This is a genomic window from Paraburkholderia domus, assembly GCF_905220705.1.
Taxonomy (GTDB): Bacteria; Pseudomonadota; Gammaproteobacteria; order Burkholderiales; family Burkholderiaceae; genus Paraburkholderia; species Paraburkholderia domus.
Genome location: NZ_CAJNAT010000001.1, coordinates 781,587 through 798,639, shown reverse-complemented (window position 1 = coordinate 798,639; position 17,053 = coordinate 781,587). Strand labels below are relative to the sequence as shown.

General features: G+C 60.0%; 13 protein-coding genes. 12 read left to right on the top strand and 1 reads right to left on the bottom strand.

The window, feature by feature from the left end; all coding sequences use genetic code 11:
* The first annotated feature begins 144 nt into the window (after positions 1–144).
* From ftsH to phoR, 11 genes are all read left to right on the top strand, one after another.
* Entirely contained in the window at positions 145–2,034 is a 1,890-nt protein-coding gene (gene ftsH / locus KHO31_RS03420; protein WP_054036261.1) for an ATP-dependent zinc metalloprotease FtsH, read from the top strand.
* Positions 2,035–2,117: 83 nt separating this feature from the next.
* Positions 2,118–3,017, top strand: coding sequence for a dihydropteroate synthase (gene folP, locus KHO31_RS03415; protein WP_201071082.1), 900 nt, complete (start codon positions 2,118–2,120; stop codon positions 3,015–3,017).
* 28 nt (positions 3,018–3,045) lie between these two features.
* Positions 3,046–4,404, top strand: coding sequence for a phosphoglucosamine mutase (glmM, locus tag KHO31_RS03410; RefSeq protein ID WP_201070049.1), 1,359 nt, complete (start codon positions 3,046–3,048; stop codon positions 4,402–4,404).
* A 360-nt stretch (positions 4,405–4,764) separates the two neighbouring features.
* Entirely contained in the window at positions 4,765–5,832 is a 1,068-nt protein-coding gene (locus KHO31_RS03405; RefSeq protein ID WP_201140879.1) for a phage tail sheath family protein, read from the top strand.
* Between the two features lie 375 nt (positions 5,833–6,207).
* Complete coding sequence (gene pstS / locus KHO31_RS03400) at positions 6,208–7,239, top strand: phosphate ABC transporter substrate-binding protein PstS (protein WP_201070043.1); 1,032 nt, start codon at positions 6,208–6,210, stop codon at positions 7,237–7,239.
* 129 nt (positions 7,240–7,368) lie between these two features.
* Entirely contained in the window at positions 7,369–8,370 is a 1,002-nt protein-coding gene (gene pstC / locus KHO31_RS03395) for a phosphate ABC transporter permease PstC (protein WP_201070040.1), read from the top strand.
* On the top strand, positions 8,367–9,263 hold the full coding sequence (gene pstA, locus KHO31_RS03390) for a phosphate ABC transporter permease PstA (protein WP_201070037.1): 897 nt from the start codon (positions 8,367–8,369) through the stop codon (positions 9,261–9,263). Before pstC ends, pstA begins: the two co-directional genes overlap by 4 nt.
* 17 nt (positions 9,264–9,280) lie before the next feature.
* Positions 9,281–10,129: a phosphate ABC transporter ATP-binding protein PstB gene (gene pstB, locus KHO31_RS03385; RefSeq protein WP_201070033.1), complete on the top strand. Its 849-nt coding sequence runs from the start codon at positions 9,281–9,283 to the stop codon at positions 10,127–10,129.
* A 29-nt stretch (positions 10,130–10,158) separates the two neighbouring features.
* A complete protein-coding gene (gene phoU / locus KHO31_RS03380; RefSeq protein WP_028199154.1) occupies positions 10,159–10,863 on the top strand; it encodes a phosphate signaling complex protein PhoU in 705 nt (234 codons plus the stop codon).
* A gap of 25 nt (positions 10,864–10,888) precedes the next feature.
* Positions 10,889–11,590 (top strand): phosphate regulon transcriptional regulator PhoB, encoded by a 702-nt coding sequence (phoB, locus tag KHO31_RS03375; protein WP_028199153.1) that lies wholly within the window; start codon positions 10,889–10,891, stop codon positions 11,588–11,590.
* A gap of 142 nt (positions 11,591–11,732) precedes the next feature.
* On the top strand, positions 11,733–13,046 hold the full coding sequence (gene phoR / locus KHO31_RS03370; RefSeq protein ID WP_201070030.1) for a phosphate regulon sensor histidine kinase PhoR: 1,314 nt from the start codon (positions 11,733–11,735) through the stop codon (positions 13,044–13,046).
* Positions 13,047–13,141: 95 nt separating this feature from the next.
* Here the strand turns inward: phoR and ppk1 are convergent, their stop codons facing one another.
* Positions 13,142–15,205 carry a polyphosphate kinase 1 gene (ppk1, locus tag KHO31_RS03365; protein WP_201070027.1) on the bottom strand — a complete coding sequence of 688 codons (2,064 nt, stop codon included), beginning with the start codon at positions 15,203–15,205 and terminating at the stop codon, positions 13,142–13,144.
* A gap of 202 nt (positions 15,206–15,407) precedes the next feature.
* On the opposite strand from ppk1, the gene ppx reads away from it, so the two are divergent.
* Positions 15,408–17,033 carry an exopolyphosphatase gene (gene ppx / locus KHO31_RS03360; protein ID WP_201070023.1) on the top strand — a complete coding sequence of 542 codons (1,626 nt, stop codon included), beginning with the start codon at positions 15,408–15,410 and terminating at the stop codon, positions 17,031–17,033.
* The last annotated feature ends 20 nt before the right edge of the window (positions 17,034–17,053 follow it).

The window sequence follows — 17,053 nt, the reverse complement described above, 5'->3', positions numbered from 1 at the left end:
CGCTGGAAATTGGCGCTCTGACGGCCCGCTGCGCTATTTATGTGGTAGCGAAACCTTATGGCAGGGGTCTGCGGACTGGATTAGAATGCTTTCGTGGTGCCGCAAGGCAAATGTAGGCGCCCGTCTAAGTGAAGGAGTGGTGCTTTGAACAACAATATGTTTTCGAAAGCAGCAGTGTGGCTGGTTATCGCACTGGTGCTGTTTACGGTGTTCAAGCAGTTCGACAAGCCCCGTGTCCAGGAAGGCGTTTCCTATTCGCAGTTCATGGACGACGCGAAGAACGGCAAAGTCAAGAACGTCATTGTCCAGGGGCGGAACCTCACGGTCACTCCAGCAGACGGCCAGAAATACCAGATCGTGTCGCCCGGCGACATCTGGATGGTCGGCGATCTGATGAAGTATGGCGTTCAGGTGAGCGGCAAGGCTGATGACGAACCGAATGCGCTGGTGTCGGCGCTGTACTACCTTGGACCGACGATCCTGATCATCGGGTTCTGGTTCTACATGATGCGACAGATGCAGGGGGGCGGGAAAGGCGGTGCGTTCTCGTTCGGTAAATCCCGTGCACGTCTGATCGACGAAAACAACAACGCAATCAATTTCACCGACGTCGCCGGTTGCGACGAAGCCAAGGAAGAAGTCTCCGAACTGGTCGATTTCCTGCGCGATCCGCAGAAATTCCAGAAACTGGGCGGACGCATTCCGCGCGGCGTGCTGCTGGTCGGGCCGCCGGGAACCGGTAAGACGTTGCTGGCGCGCGCTATCGCAGGTGAAGCGAAGGTGCCGTTCTTCAGCATCTCGGGTTCGGACTTCGTAGAAATGTTCGTGGGTGTCGGTGCGGCTCGTGTGCGCGACATGTTCGAGCAGGCCAAGAAGCACGCACCGTGTATCGTGTTTATCGACGAAATCGACGCGGTCGGCCGTCATCGCGGCGCCGGCATGGGCGGCGGTAACGATGAACGCGAACAGACCTTGAACCAGATGCTGGTCGAGATGGACGGCTTCGAAGCGAACTCGGGCGTGATCGTGATCGCGGCAACCAACCGTTCGGACGTGCTGGACAAGGCGCTGCTGCGTCCGGGCCGTTTCGACCGTCAGGTGTACGTCGGTTTGCCGGATATCCGTGGCCGCGAGCACATCATGAAGGTTCACCTGCGCAAGGTGCCGATTTCGAACGACGTCGACGCAGCGGTTATCGCACGCGGCACGCCGGGCTTTTCGGGCGCCGATCTGGCGAACCTGGTCAACGAAGCAGCATTGTTCGCGGCGCGCCGCGGCAAGCGCATCGTCGAAATGAACGACTTCGAAGACGCGAAGGACAAGATCTTCATGGGTCCGGAGCGCAAGTCGGCCGTGATTCGCGAAGAATCGAAGCGTGCTACGGCGTATCACGAGTCGGGTCACGCGGTCATCGCCAAGTTGTTGCCGAAGGCCGATCCGGTGCACAAGGTCACGATTATTCCGCGCGGCCGTGCGCTGGGCGTCACGTGGCAGTTGCCGGAGCATGACAACGAAACGTATTCGAAGGACTACCTGCTGGACCGCCTCGCGATCCTGTTCGGTGGCCGTGTCGCAGAAGAGCTGTTCCTGAACCTGATCAGCACCGGCGCATCGGACGACTTCAACAAGGCAACGGCCACGGCCCGCGCCATGGTGGCTCGCTTCGGCATGACGGACGCACTCGGACCGATGGTCTACGTCGACGACGAAAACGACGCAACGCCGTTTGGCCGTGGCTTTACGCGCACCATTTCGGAAGCGACGCAGCAAAAGGTCGACGCGGAAATCCGCCGCGTGCTCGACGAGCAGTACAACCTCGCCAAGCGCCTGCTGGACGAGAATCGCGACAAGGTCGAAGCCATGACTGCCGCGCTGATGGAGTGGGAAACGATCGACGCCGATCAGATCAACGACATCATGGCAGGCCGTCCGCCGCGTTCGCCGAAGAGCTCGCCGCCGTCGGCAAGCGACGCCTCGTCGGGTGGCAGCCCGGGCACCGAGGTCAAGCCGGGCAGCGCGACCGCGCCGGCCTGATCGGCGACCAGTAGAAAGTGCGGGCCGGTGTGATTCACACCGGCCCGTTTTGCATTTATCCGTTTTACCTGATTGACCGCTACGTGTCGAAAGTCGAATTTCCTTATCTTCCCGTCCCCGAACCGCTGCAATGCGGCCGCTTCAAGCTGACCTTTGAGCGCCCGTTGGTCATGGGCATCCTGAACGTCACACCCGATTCTTTTTCCGACGGCGGTCAGTACGCGGTGCGCGCCGATGCGCTGCGCCAGGCCGAGCGCATGTTGCTCGATGGCGCGGACATTATCGACATCGGCGGCGAGTCGACCCGCCCGGGTGCACCGCCAGTGCCGCTAGACGAAGAGCTGGAGCGGGTGATCCCGTTGGTCGAGCAACTGCGCGGCGCGAATGTGCCGCTGTCAATCGATACATACAAGCCGGAAGTGATGCGCCACGCGCTGACCGCGGGCGCTGACCTGATCAACGATATCTGGGGCTTCCGGATGCCCGGTGCAGTTGACGCCGTACGCGACAGCGATTGCGGTTTATGCGTGATGCATATGCTCGGCGAGCCGCAGACCATGCAAGTCGGTGAGCCCGCTTATGATGACGTGGTGAGCGAGGTTCGACAGTTTCTGGAGGCACGGGTGGCGGCCCTGAAGCAGGCAGGCATCGCGCGTGCACGCATCAGCGTGGATCCAGGTTTTGGCTTCGGCAAGGCGGTGGTCGAACACAATTACGCGCTGCTCGCGCACCTGCCGGACACGGCGCCGCAGGCCGAGCCGCCTTACCCCATTCTCGCCGGCATGTCGCGCAAGTCGATGGTCGGCGCGGTCGTCGGACGCCCGGCGCCGGAGCGCATCGCGGGCAGCATCGCCGCAGCGGTGTGTGCTGCGGAGCGCGGCGCGGCAATTCTGCGCGTGCACGACGTCGCGCAAACAGTGGATGCGTTAAAAGTATGGGCAGCCATGCGCGACGCGGCGAATCGCAGCCGCGCACGCGGTTGAACCCAAAAATCAAGGAGGAACATAAAAGATGGCACGTCGTTATTTCGGAACGGACGGGATTCGGGGCAAAGTGGGCGAGGGTCCCATCACACCGGAATTTGTATTGCGGCTCGGCTACGCTGCCGGCAAGGTGCTTGCGGGCGCGGACCGCTGGGCCAGGACGGGGACACGGCCCACGGTGCTGATCGGTAAAGACACGCGGGTGTCGGGTTACATGCTCGAAGCTGCACTCGAAGCAGGTTTCTCGGCAGCGGGCGTCGACGTGATGCTGGCTGGCCCGATGCCGACGCCGGGCATCGCCTATCTGACGCGCGCGTTGCGACTTGCCGCGGGCGTCGTGATCAGCGCGTCGCACAACCCGTACTATGACAACGGCATCAAATTCTTCTCCGCCGACGGCAACAAGCTGCCCGACGAAGTGGAATCGCAGATCGAAGAACAGCTCGATCTGCCGCTCGCATGCGCGGCCTCCGAGCAAATCGGCAAGGCGCGGCGTCTCGACGACGCAGCCGGTCGCTACATCGAGTTCTGCAAGAGCACCTTCCCCGCAGCGTTCGACCTGCGCGGCCTCAAGCTGGTCATCGACTGCGCGCACGGTGCCGCGTACGACGTCGCACCGCACGTGTTCCACGAACTCGGCGCCGATGTGATTCCTATCGGCGTCGCACCGAACGGTTTCAACATCAATGACGGCGTCGGTGCGACTGCTCCTGACGCGCTCGTGCGCGCGGTGCGCGCGAACCACGCGGACCTCGGCATCGCACTCGACGGCGACGCCGACCGGCTGCAAGTCGTGGATGCCGCGGGCCGCCTGTATAACGGCGACGAACTGTTGTACGTGCTGGTCAAGGACCGGATGGCGACGGACGGCAAAGTGGAAGGCGCGGTCGGCACCTTGATGACCAACATGGCGGTCGAAGTCGCGCTGCAGCAAGCCGGCGTGAAGTTCGTCCGCGCGGCGGTGGGCGACCGCTACGTGCTCGAGCAGTTGCGTGAGCACGGCTGGCAGCTGGGTGCAGAAGGATCCGGCCATATTCTCTCCCTTGACCGCCATTCGACCGGCGATGGCATCGTGTCGGCCCTGCTGGTGCTGGCCGCGATGAAGCGCAGCGACAAGACGCTTGCTGAGCTGCTCCACGGCGTGACGCTGTTCCCGCAGAAGCTGATCAACGTGCGGATGCAGCCTGGCGCGGACTGGAAGGGAAGTGCCGCGATTCGCGGCGCCATCAGCAAGGCTGAGGACGCGCTGAACGGTCGCGGTCGTGTGTTGATCCGCGCATCCGGCACCGAGCCCGTGCTGCGCGTGATGGTCGAAGCGGAAAATGTCAACGACGCGGTTCACCATGCCGAAACGATCGCCGATGCGGTGAAGCAGGCGACCGCCTGAGGCACGAACGGCGGCTGGGCGTCGATGGCGACACGGTCGTCGGCGCGCAGTTGCTCTTTCGGTCTTCGCCTGAATTCAGCGTGACTTCGAAAATTCCCGAATGCAATCCCGGTTGCTGTCGTTACCTCAGTTGATCTTGATCATAATATCCTGCGCATTTTTGCCGCGGACGTCTGCGCTGATTTTTTTGGTGCAGGCTTGTACACTGTGGACAGGTAGCCTAAAAAATAAAAATTAATGATTAAGTCCGCTGTCTTTTGAGAATTTTTCATTTCAATGGCATGGGCTGATTTCAGGGTGTGGCCTGCCAGATTGAAGTCTGTTTAAGATTGATGCGGTGTATTAATAAGGGTGTGCTTTATGTCTACACTAGTCACGTATCCCGGGGTTTATGTTTATGAAACACCTGGCTCAGCGCCTCTGGTGAGCGCCGGAGCGCCTACAGTTCCTGTTTTTCCTATCCCCATCTCGGCTAATAATCAGCATCTATTTGATAATGCCACCAGAGTTAATTCGTGGGCTGACTGGGTCGGGAAGAAAGGACATCAGGGAAATTATACGTATATTGAAGACTATTCACTGAAAATATACTTCGAGAACGGAGGTGGCCCTTGCTACGTAGTATCTTTGCCCAGCCTCGCGGAACAGGTTCCTCAATTCGATGACATTAATTTGATTGTAAGTGCGGGTCAGGAGATCGCCAGTCAGGTCAATTCACTTTGCCAGGATGGAAAGGGATTGTTCGCCATTCTCGATGGACCAAAAACAGAAATAACGTCCGCGTATGATCCTTCTCTTTCATATACTCCAAATCCTCATGTGGCGATTTATTATCCATGGTTTAAAGCAAGTTGGGCTGACGAATTGATTCCAGTTAGCGCGGCAGTGGCCGCTATCTACTGCGTTACAGATCGCACTCGGGGCGTGTGGAAAGCACCAGCCAACTTCTCGATACAGGGTGACGTCCAACCGCAGTTTGCCGTCACTGACGATCTGCAAGGGCAATTCAACAAGGGTCTGGCGATTAACATGATTCGCGTAATTGACGGTCGCGGACCTGTCGTTTGGGGCGCGCGAACGCTGGATGACTCCGATAACTGGCGATACATCGCCGTACGCCGTCTGTTCAATAGCGCAGAAAGAGATATCAAGGCTGCCATGCAAAGCATGGTCTTTGAACCCAACAACCCGCCCACATGGGAAAAAGTAAGAAGCTCGGTTGCTAACTACCTGCATGGCTTATGGCGTCAGGGCGCACTGGCTGGCACGACCGAAGCAGAAGCTTATTTCGTGGAAATCGGAGAGGGCGTCACCATGACGGCCGACGATATTGCACAGGGCAAAATGATCATCAGCGTGGGGATGGCAGCGGTTCGCCCTGCGGAATTTATTGTTCTGCAGTTTGCCCAGAGTGTGGCGCAAGGCTGATCCACCATCAGGTCGCGCTTAGACCTCGTCTGCTCGCGGTTCCCCACCGTGCTTTGACCGTCCAGCGATGGACGGCCCGGGGCGTTATCGGGTCGTTGCAGCAGCTAAATGGCGACGGAATGTGTCTGTGTGGCATCACCACACAGATACCCCCTTCCTCCAACGCAAACGTTCGCGTCCCATTTTTTTCGCCTAGTCTGTAGAGCGACGCCTGCAAATCCGCAAAACCGGCAATTTGTCCGCGCGAACGCCTTTCATCCAGTAATCCTACTGTCACATCCGTTTCACGATTAGTCACGTTACTGTCACAAAGAGACCCTAAGCTTCGCGGTGTTCGTGTTATTCGCTCACACCGCTCACACCCTTGGAGGTCTCATGAAATTGATGCAAACCGTGTTCGCTGGCGTCGCTGGCGCGCTTTTCGCGATCGCAGCGCAAGCCGCAGACATCACCGGCGCGGGCAGCACCTTCGCAGCACCGATCTATACGAAGTGGGCTGACTCATACCAGAAGTCGGGCGGCGGCAAGGTCAACTATCAAGGTATCGGTTCGTCGGGCGGTATCAAGCAGATCGAAGCGAAGACGGTCGATTTCGCAGGCTCGGACGCTCCGCTGAAGGACGACGAACTCGCGAAGGCGGGTCTGTTCCAGTTCCCGACGGTGGTCGGCGGCGTGGTCCCGGCTATCAACGTGCCGGGCGTGAAGGCTGGTGAACTGACGTTGTCGGGCGAAGTGCTCGGCGACATCTACCTGGGCAAGATCAAGAAGTGGAATGATCCGGCAATCGCCGCACTCAACCCGAAGATTAAGCTGCCGGATACCGACATCGCCGTGGTTCGCCGCGCCGACGGTTCGGGCACCACCTTCATCTGGACGAACTACCTGTCGAAGGTCAACGCTGACTGGAAAGCGAAGGTCGGTGAAGGCGCAACGGTCAGCTGGCCGACGGGTACGGGCGGCAAGGGTAACGACGGCGTCGCAGCTTTCGTTCAACGTCTGCCGGGCGCGATCGGCTACGTGGAATGGGCCTATGCGAAGCAAAACCACATGACGTATGCCGCCATGAAGAACTCGACGGGCGCGGTGGTTGAGCCGAAGACGGAAACGTTCAAGGCAGCGGCTGCAGGTGCTGACTGGTCGAAGTCGTTCTACCAGATCCTGACGAACGAGCCGGGCAAGGACGCATGGCCGATCGTGGGTGCAACCTTCGTGCTGCTGCACGTGGCACAGGACAAACCGGCGCAAGGCACGGAAACGCTGAAGTTCTTTGACTGGGCGTTCAAGAACGGCACCCAGGCTGCAAACGATCTGGACTACATCTCGTTGCCGGATTCGGTGACGGCGGAAATCCGCACGAAGTGGAAGTCGCAGGTGAAGGACGCGGCCGGCAAGCCGATCGCTGACTAAGCGTTGCAGTAAAGCATCTAGCATTACATTGGCCGTCCTCATTCGAGGACGGCCAATGGCGTTACCCCAGCATCATCGGCCGCACGACAAGTGTCATACGGCAACTGGAAACAGGTCCATCAGGCTCTCATGTCCGATATCCAATTAGCGTCTGGCTCGGCGAGGTCGACACCGCCCGGCAGCGCTTCGCAGCAGAAAGCACCGAGCCGCGCCGGCGACGTCATCTTCGGCGGCCTTACCCGTCTCGCCGCCATCATCACCCTGTTGCTGCTCGGCGGCATCATTGTTTCGTTGATCGTCGCGTCCATGCCTTCGATCAAGCAGTTCGGTTTCGCGTTTCTGTGGACCGCCGACTGGGATCCACCTAGCAAGCAATTCGGCGCATTGGTGCCCATTTACGGCACGATCGCGACCTCGCTCATTGCACTCATCATCGCGGTGCCCGTCAGCTTCGGCATCGCGCTTTTCCTGACCGAACTCGCGCCCGCCTGGCTGCGCCGTCCGCTCGGCATCGCCATCGAACTGCTCGCCGCGATTCCGTCGATTGTCTACGGCATGTGGGGCCTGCTGGTCTTCGCGCCGATCTTTGCGACGTGGTTCGAAAAACCGCTCGGCACGCTCCTCGGCGGCATCCCTATCGTCGGTGCGCTGTTTCAGGGTGCGCCGATCGGCATCGGCATTCTGTGCGCGGGCGTGATTCTCGCGATCATGATCATTCCGTACATCGCTTCGGTGATGCGTGACGTGTTCGAAGTCACGCCGGTCCTGTTGAAGGAATCGGCGTATGGCATCGGCTGCACGACGTGGGAAGTGATGTGGAAGATCGTGCTGCCCTTCACCAAGAGCGGCGTGATCGGCGGCGTGATGCTCGGCCTCGGCCGCGCGCTCGGCGAGACGATGGCTGTCACCTTCGTGATCGGCAACACCAATCTGCTCGACAACGTGTCGCTGTTTTCGCCGGGCAACAGCATTACCTCGGCGCTGGCCAATGAATTCGCAGAAGCGGATCCGGGCCTGCATACGTCGGCATTGATGGAACTCGGCTTGATTCTGTTTGTGATTACTTTCATCGTATTGGCGATCTCGAAGGTCATGCTGCTTCGCCTCGAAAAAGGGGAGGGAGCGAAATGAGCCAGCCCACTTTGAATATGCCGGGTTCGAACGACGCCGTCGCGCTCGAAGCAATGCGCGTGCGTCTGCAAGGCCGCCGCCGTGCGAAGAATGCGGTTGCGCTGACCATGTCGCTCGCGGCCATGGCGTTCGGCCTGTTGTGGCTTGTGTGGATTCTCTATACGACGTTGCACCTTGGCATCGGGGGCTTGTCGGTCGAATTGTTTACGCAATCCACGCCGCCGCCGAACACCGATGGCGGCGGTCTCGCGAATGCAATCGTTGGCAGTCTGATGCTGGTTGCGCTCGCAACCTTCGTGGGCACGCCGATCGGCATTCTGGCGGGTGTGTATCTCGCCGAGTACGGTCAGAAGGGTTGGCTCGCGAGTATCACGCGGTTCATCAACGACATCCTGTTGTCGGCGCCGTCGATCGTAGTGGGTCTCTTCGTCTACGCGCTCGTCGTCGAAAAGATGGGGCACTTCAGCGGTTGGGCGGGCGTGTTCGCACTCGCGCTGCTGCAGATTCCGATCGTGATCCGCACCACCGAAAACATGCTCAAGCTGGTACCGAATGCGCTGCGCGAGGCCGCTTTCGCACTCGGCACGCCGAAGTGGAAGATGGTGCTGTCGATTACGCTGAAGGCTTCGATCGCCGGTATCGTCACGGGCGTGCTGCTCGGCGTCGCGCGTATCGCGGGTGAAACGGCGCCGCTGCTGTTCACCGCGCTGTCTAACCAGTTCTTCTCGATGAACATGAACCAGCCGGTCGCGAACCTGCCGGTCACCATCTACAAGTTCGCGATGAGCCCGTTTGCGCAGTGGCAATCGCTCGCGTGGGCCGGCGTCTTCCTGATCACGCTCGCGGTGCTGGGATTGAACATCCTCGCGCGCACGATCTTTTCGAATAAGTAAGGGCGGAGTGTAATCCGATGAATATGGCAGAAACTCAAATCAATCCGATCGCGCGTCCGACAGCGCCCGCCGGTTTCGATCCCGCCCAAAGCGGCCAGGCGCTTACGCCGTCGCGTCCGAAGATCGAGATCAACGACCTGAACTTCTTCTACGGCAAGTATCACGCGCTGAAGAACATCAACCTGCGGATTCCTGAAGGCAAGGTGACCGCGTTCATCGGCCCGTCGGGTTGCGGCAAGTCCACCTTGTTGCGCACGCTCAACAAGATGTACGCGCTTTATCCGGAGCAACGCGCCGAAGGCGAGATCCTGATGGACGGCGAAAACCTGCTGACCTCCAAGCGCGATATTTCGCTGCTGCGCGCGCGGATCGGCATGGTGTTCCAGAAGCCGACCCCGTTTCCAATGTCGATCTACGACAACATCGCGTTCGGCGTGAAGATGTTCGAAACGCTGCCGCGCTCGGAAATGGACGATCGCGTGGAATGGGCGCTGACCAAGGCTGCGTTGTGGAACGAAGTGAAGGACAAATTGGGCCAGAGCGGCTACGGTTTGTCAGGCGGCCAGCAGCAGCGTCTGTGCATCGCACGCGGTATCGCGATCCGTCCCGAAGTGCTGCTGCTCGACGAACCGTGTTCCGCGCTCGACCCGATTTCCACGGGCCGTATCGAAGAACTGATCGCCGAATTGAAGAGCGATTACACGGTGGTGATCGTCACTCACAACATGCAACAGGCCGCACGCTGTTCGGACTACACTGCCTATATGTATCTCGGTGAACTGATCGAGTTCGGCGACACCGAAAAGATCTTCATCAAGCCGGTCCGCAAGGAAACCGAGGACTACATCACTGGCCGCTTCGGCTAAGCCGCCGCGCAAAAACAACGGAGTACGACATGTCCGATAAGCATCTGTCCAGCCAGTTCGACGCCGACCTGAACCTCGTTTCTTCGAAGGTGCTCGAAATGGGCGGCCTGGTCGAATCGCAGATCGTCAACGCGATGATCGCGCTCAACAACTTCGACCTCGACGTCGCCGAACAGGTGATCGCGGCCGAAGAGCGCCTGAACACGATGGAAGTCGAGATCGACGAAGAGTGCAGCAACATCATTGCGCGCCGTCAGCCGGCCGCGCGCGACTTGCGCCTCCTGATCGCGATTTCGAAGACCATTACGAATCTCGAGCGCGCTGGCGACGAAGCCGAAAAAATCGCCAAGCGTACCAAGCGTCTGATGGAAGACGGCGCCTCGCGCACCATCAATATCGCCGAGATCAAATTGTCGGGCGAAATGGCGGTGTCGATCCTGCGCCGCGCGCTGGACGCATTTGCGCGTCTGGACACGGTCGCCGCCGCGCAGATCGTGCGCGACGATAAGGCGATCGACGAAGAATTCCGCGCTTTCGTTCGCAAGCTGATTTCGTACATGACTGAAGATCCGCGTTCGATTTCGGTGGGTCTGGATTTCCTGTTCATCGCCAAGGCGATCGAACGGATCGGCGACCACGCGAAAAACATCGCTGAATTCATCATCTACATCGTCAAGGGCACCGACGTGCGGCACAAGTCGCGCGACGCGCTCGAACGCGAAGCACTCAGTTAATCAGTTATAAGGATCAGAGGTGCCGATGCCCAGCAGCATTCTCGTCATTGAAGATGAGCCCGCCATTTCCGAACTGATTTCGGTGAATCTTCAACACGCCGGACACTGCCCGATTCGCGCGTACAACGCGGAGCAGGCGCAGAACCTGATCAGCGACGTATTGCCCGACCTCGTCCTGCTCGACTGGATGTTGCCGGGCAAGTCGGGGATCGCGTTCGCTCGCGATCTGCGCAACAACGAGCGCACCAAGCACATTCCGATCATCATGCTGACCGCACGTGGCGATGAGCAGGACAAGGTGCTCGGCCTCGAAATCGGCGCCGACGACTACGTCACCAAACCGTTCTCGCCGAAAGAACTGATGGCGCGTATCAAGGCGGTGTTGCGCCGCCGCGCGCCGCAGTTGACCGAAGACCTGGTTGCGATCAACGGTTTGAAGCTCGACCCGGCAACCCACCGGGTGGCCGCGCACGCAGAAGGCAGTGAGATCAAGCTCGATCTCGGCCCGACTGAATTCCGTCTGCTGCACTTCTTCATGACGCACCCGGAGCGCGTGCACAGCCGCACGCAGCTGCTCGATCAGGTGTGGGGCGACCACGTATTCGTCGAAGAGCGTACGGTCGACGTGCACATCAAGCGTCTGCGCGCGGCGCTCAAGCCGGCTGGATGCGATGCTATGATTGAGACGGTACGCGGCAGCGGCTACCGGCTCGCGAAGAGCGCCTGAGTTTCTGCGGTAGCGCGAGTGGCGGTGCTTGAGCCACGCGCGCGTCATAGATGCCGCTTACGCTACATAGGTCACATCGGTTACGTTAGCCGCCGCGATATCAGATCCCGGCGCGTACGGTTTTCTCTTCGATCGCTAGAACATGAACATCATCTGGGCGCGCTCCATCGTGTCGGTCGTGCTGCTGGGCGTTCTGTGCGCGGCGGTCGGCGCACTTCTGAACGTCAAGGCAGCGCTGATCCTCGCGATTGTCATGCTGCTAGCGCAGAGCCTCTTCAGCACCTTCCACAAGCAGCGTTTGTGGCGCTTGCTCGACGCGCCGGTCTACGGCGAAGTGCCGAGCGCTCCCGGCATCTGGGGCGAAATCTACTACCGTCTGCATAAGCTTGCGAAGCGCTGGCATGCGCAGGTGCGTCAGGTCGAGCAACAGCATTCGCGTTTCATCCAGGCAATCCAGGCCTCGCCGAACGGCGTGGCCATGCTTGACGATCACGATCAGATCGAGTGGTGCAACGCGATCTCCGAGCTCCATTTCGGGCTCGATGCGAAACGCGATCTGCGCCAGCACATCACACATCTGGTGCGTCAGCCCGATTTCGTGCGCTATCTGAATTCGCATCGCTACGAAGAGATGCTGATCATGCGCGGCATGGGCGACAAGCGCCAGAACGTGCTGTCGGTGCAGGTGTTTCCGTACGGCGAAAATCGCAAGCTGGTGCTGTCGCAGGACATCACCGAACTGGAACGTACCGACGCGATGCGGCGCGACTTCGTCGCCAATGTCTCGCACGAACTGAAGACGCCGCTGACCGTCTTGTCGGGTTTTCTCGAGACGATGCGAGAACTGCCGCTAAGCGAAGCCGAGCGCGGGCGCTACCTCGAACTGATGGAACAGCAGGCCTCGCGGATGCGTCATATCGTCAACGACTTGCTGGTGCTCGCGAAGCTCGAAGGCGACAACAAGCCGCCGAGCGATCAGATGATCGATATGCGCGCGGTGCTGCGGCATCTGAAGGACGACGCGGAAAACCTGTCGAGCGACCATCACAAGATCGTGTTCGATGCCGACGAAGGGCTTACAGTCACCGGCGTGGAAACAGAAATACTCAGCGCGCTGGGCAACCTCGTGACCAATGCGATTCGCTATACGCCGGACGGCGGTGCGATCAGGGTGAGCTGGCACGCCAACGGTGGCAATGCGGTATTTTCGGTTACGGACAGCGGTCTGGGGATTCCGGCTGCGGACATTCCACGTCTGACCGAGCGTTTCTATCGCGTCGATCGCAGCCGCTCGCGCGATACCGGTGGAACGGGCCTCGGCCTCGCCATCGTCAAGCATGTGCTGCAACGGCACGATGCGCAACTTGATGTGAAGAGCGAAGAGGGGCGTGGCAGCACGTTCACCGTGCGCTTCCCGGTGTACCGCACTGCACGTCGGCAACCGGCACCGGTTTGAGAACATCGGCCTGAAAAAAAGCCCGCCTGAAAAAACAAGGCGGGCTTTTTTCATGCGCGCCGCAGGTTCAGCGGCACGCACACACAAGCACACACTCACGAACAGAATTTCCCCAGCAGACTCATCTGCGCATTGCGCGAGGACTTGCCCGGCCGCCGGCGCCGATAGTGGCCGTCGCTTTGCATGAGCCACGCGGACTGGTTGTCGCCGAGAAACGCCGACAGCCCTTCAGCAATCACACGCCGCTTCAACCGACGGTTGTTGACCGGAAACGCCACTTCGACACGCCGGAAGAAGTTGCGGTCCATCCAGTCGGCGCTCGACAGATACACCTGCTCCTTGCCGCCATCGTAGAAGTAGAAGATGCGGTGATGTTCGAGGAAGCGCCCGACAATCGAGCGCACCGTAATGTTCTCCGACAAGCCGGGCACACCCGGTTGCAACGAACATACGCCACGCACGATCAGATCGATCTTCACGCCCGCCTGTGACGCCTCGTACAGCTCGGCAATCACAGTCGGTTCGAGCAGCGCATTCATCTTCGCGACGATGCGCGCCTTCTTGCCGGCACGCGCGTGATCGGCTTCCGCGCGAATCGCATTGACCAGTTTCGGATGCAGCGTGAACGGCGACTGCCACAACTCGTGCAGCGACAGTTCGCCACCGATGCCGGTCAGTTGCTGGAACACGTGGTGCACGTCTTCGCAGATCTTCTGATCGGCGGTCATCAGGGCGAAGTCGGTATAAAGACGCGCGGTACGCGGGTGATAGTTGCCGGTGCCCAGATGCACGTAGCGCTTGAGCGTGGTCTTGCCGCCCGACGACACACGCCGCACGATCAGCATCATCTTCGCGTGGCACTTGTGGCCCACCACGCCGTACACGACGTGCGCGCCCACCGCTTCAAGCTGCGACGCCCAGTTGATGTTGGTTTCTTCGTCGAAGCGCGCGAGCAGTTCGACCACTACCGTTACTTCCTTGCCGTTGCGCGCCGCTTGCATCAGCGCGTCCATCAGCGGCGAGTCGGTACCCGTGCGATAGATGGTCTGCTTGATGGCCATCACGTTCGGGTCTTTAGCTGCTTGCAGCAGCAACTCGAGCACCGGCTGAAAGCTCTCATAAGGATGATGCAGCAGCACGTCGCCCTGATCGATCACGTCGAACATGCTCGTGCTGTTGGCGATCTGTGGCGGAATCGCGGGAATATGTGGCACGAACTTCAGGTCGGGGCGGTCCACCATCTCCGGCAATTGCATCAGCCGCACCAGATTGACCGGGCCGTCGGCGAAATAGCAATCCTTGGTGGTCAGGCTACTTTCGTCGAGCAGGCGCCGCACGACATGCGAGGGCGTGTCGGCCGACACTTCGAGCCGCACCGCATTGCCCAGATGCCGCGCCGGCAATTCACCCTGCAATGCGACACGCAGATTGGTGATTTCGTCTTCGTCGACGAACAGTTCGCTATTGCGCGTGATGCGAAACTGGTTGCAACTGCGCACCACCAGATTCGGAAACAGCTCGCCGACAAAGCGCTGCAGCAACGAGCTCAGCAGCACGAAACCATGCGGATAGCCCGACAGCTCCTGCGGCATGCGCACGAGCCGCGGCAATGCACGCGGCGCTTGCACGATGCCCATCATCGCCTGGCGGCCGAACGCGTCCTTGCCTTCGAGTTCGACGACGAAGTTCAGGCTCTTGTTGAGGACGCGCGGAAACGGGTGGGCCGGATCGAGGCCGATCGGCGTGAGCACCGGCAGCAGTTCGTCGAAGAAGTATTTGCGCGCCCATTCGGTCTGCGCTTCGTTCCACGCTTCCGTGCCGTGAAAATAGATGCCTTCCGCTTCAAGCGCGGTAAGCACCGTGTCGTGCAGCATGGTGTACTGGCGATGCACGAGCCTCTGCGCGCGCTCGACCACGAGGTCGTACACGTGCTGCAGCGACATGCCGTCAGGCGACAGTGCGCCCGGATTGTCGCGCATCTGTTCCTGCAGTCCGGCCATGCGGACTTCGAAGAATTCGTCGAGGTTGCTACTGGTGATGCAGATGAAGCGCAGGCGTTCGAGCAAAGGGACGGCTGGGTCGGCAGCTTGTGCCAACACACGCTCGTTGAAACCCAGAATGCCCAGCTCGCGATTCAATAAGGGGTAGCGGATGGACATCGGCAGCGAGAATGGAATGTCAGGAGGAGGCGGGCAAAGACGCTCGGAAATTCTCACAGTATGATGACGTTGTTATGACATTCTTGAAGTTATAAATTCTACGCTGGATTCGTCGCGTGTCGTAATTATGACGCAGTGCATATGGGACCATGGCGCACACCCTTCACTGCGAGGTGACATCGTGAGGTCCGGTACGCTTAGAATGGCGTCTTTGAACCGCGCGGCTGATCATAAGGCGCCTAAGGCACCAAGTGGACATCCGGCACCTTTCGCATCCAACGCCGCTGCGCACGCGCGCATGGAGTTCGCTTACTCGATGGTCAATACTCCACAACTCCTCGCTGCCGTCGACCTCGGCTCGAACAGCTTCCGGCTGATCGTGGGCCGGGTCGAGGAAACCGAAGCGGGTAGTCAGATTTATCAGGTCGACGCATTGCGTGAACCGGTGCGCCTTGCCGCCGGTCTGTCACGCGACAAGATGCTCGACCGTGCCTCGCAAGTGCGCGGCTGGGACGCGCTCAAGCGTTTCGGCGAGCGGCTGCGCGATTTTCATCCCGATCATGTTCGCGCCGTTGCCACCAACACGCTGCGTATCGCCAAGAACGCGGGCGAGTTTCTCGGTGAGGCGCAAGCCGCGCTCGGCTTCCCGATTGAAGTGATTGCGGGGCGCGAAGAAGCGCGTCTGATTTACGCAGGTGCCGCACACTCCGTGCCCGCGAGCGCGGGCAAGCGCCTGGTGGTGGATATCGGCGGTGGCTCGACGGAGTTCATCATCGGATCGCACTACACGCCGATCAAGATGGAGAGCCTGTATATCGGCTGCGTGAGCCATAGCCGTGCGTTTTTCCCGGCAGGCAACGTCGACGAATACACGATGCGCCAGGCCGAACTCGCCGCGAGCCGCGAAATTCAGATTATTTCCGCTGAGTATAAAAAAACCGGCTGGGAACAGGCTATTGGCTCGTCCGGTACCGCACGGGCGCTTGCCGAGCTGGTCGAGGCGAACGGCTTCAATGATCCGGGCGTGACGCACGGCATCTCGCGTGGCGGCCTCGAGCGGCTCAAGCGCGCGCTGATCAAGGCGGAGAACGTCAATCGTCTGAAGCTGGTCGCGTTGAAGGGCGATCGCATTCCGGTGCTGGCCGGCGGCCTGTCGATCATGATCGCGGTGTTCGACGAACTCGGCGTCGATTACGTCGATACAACAGACGGCGCGCTGCGCCTCGGCGTGCTCTACGACCTGCTGGGCCGTGCACAGCACGAGGACATGCGCACGCTGACGGTGGGGGGGTTCATGCGCCGCTATGGCGTGGACCGCGCGCAGGCGGGGCGTATCGGCGAACTCGCGGTGAGTTTTTACGACCAGTTTGCCGAGCCTGACGAGGAGCGTCGCGTCGAGAATCGCATGTTCCTCGGCTGGGCTGCGGCCTTGCACGAAATCGGGTTGTCGATTTCCCACAGCGCTTATCACAAGCATTCGGCCTATATCGCCAGCAATGCCGACATGCCGGGTTTTTCGCGCACCGACCAGGCGCGGCTCGCTGCGCTTGTGCTCGGGCACGCGGGGAAACTTGGCAAGCTGTCGCAAACGCGCGAAGTGGAATGGCCGCTGTTGTTCTGTCTGCGGCTCGCGGCGCTGCTGTGCCGCCGGCGTGCCGATGTCGGCTTGCCGGGTATTGCGGTCACCCAGGTCAACGGCGGTTATGAAGTGCGTTTGCCGAACGAGTGGGTGGCTAACAATCCGCTAACGGATTACAGCTTGATTCAGGAAGCCGCAGAGTGGGAAAAGGTCGGCATTCCCTATCGCGTGGTTTACACGGACGAGTGAGAATCATGCGATGTAAATGA

What these genes read in the sequence shown, in the direction of transcription:
- glmM (WP_201070049.1), top strand. Translation starts at nt 3,046, where the DNA reads ATGGCACGTCGTTATTTCGGAACGGACGGGATTCGGGGCAAAGTGGGC.
- KHO31_RS03405 (WP_201140879.1), top strand. Translation starts at nt 4,765, where the DNA reads ATGTCTACACTAGTCACGTATCCCGGGGTTTATGTTTATGAAACACCT.
- pstS (WP_201070043.1), top strand. Translation starts at nt 6,208, where the DNA reads ATGAAATTGATGCAAACCGTGTTCGCTGGCGTCGCTGGCGCGCTTTTC.
- pstC (WP_201070040.1), top strand. Translation starts at nt 7,369, where the DNA reads ATGTCCGATATCCAATTAGCGTCTGGCTCGGCGAGGTCGACACCGCCC.
- pstA (WP_201070037.1), top strand. Translation starts at nt 8,367, where the DNA reads ATGAGCCAGCCCACTTTGAATATGCCGGGTTCGAACGACGCCGTCGCG.
- pstB (WP_201070033.1), top strand. Translation starts at nt 9,281, where the DNA reads ATGAATATGGCAGAAACTCAAATCAATCCGATCGCGCGTCCGACAGCG.
- phoU (WP_028199154.1), top strand. Translation starts at nt 10,159, where the DNA reads ATGTCCGATAAGCATCTGTCCAGCCAGTTCGACGCCGACCTGAACCTC.
- phoB (WP_028199153.1), top strand. Translation starts at nt 10,889, where the DNA reads ATGCCCAGCAGCATTCTCGTCATTGAAGATGAGCCCGCCATTTCCGAA.
- phoR (WP_201070030.1), top strand. Translation starts at nt 11,733, where the DNA reads ATGAACATCATCTGGGCGCGCTCCATCGTGTCGGTCGTGCTGCTGGGC.
- ppk1 (WP_201070027.1), bottom strand. Translation starts at nt 15,205, where the DNA reads ATGTCCATCCGCTACCCCTTATTGAATCGCGAGCTGGGCATTCTGGGT.
- ppx (WP_201070023.1), top strand. Translation starts at nt 15,408, where the DNA reads ATGGCGTCTTTGAACCGCGCGGCTGATCATAAGGCGCCTAAGGCACCA.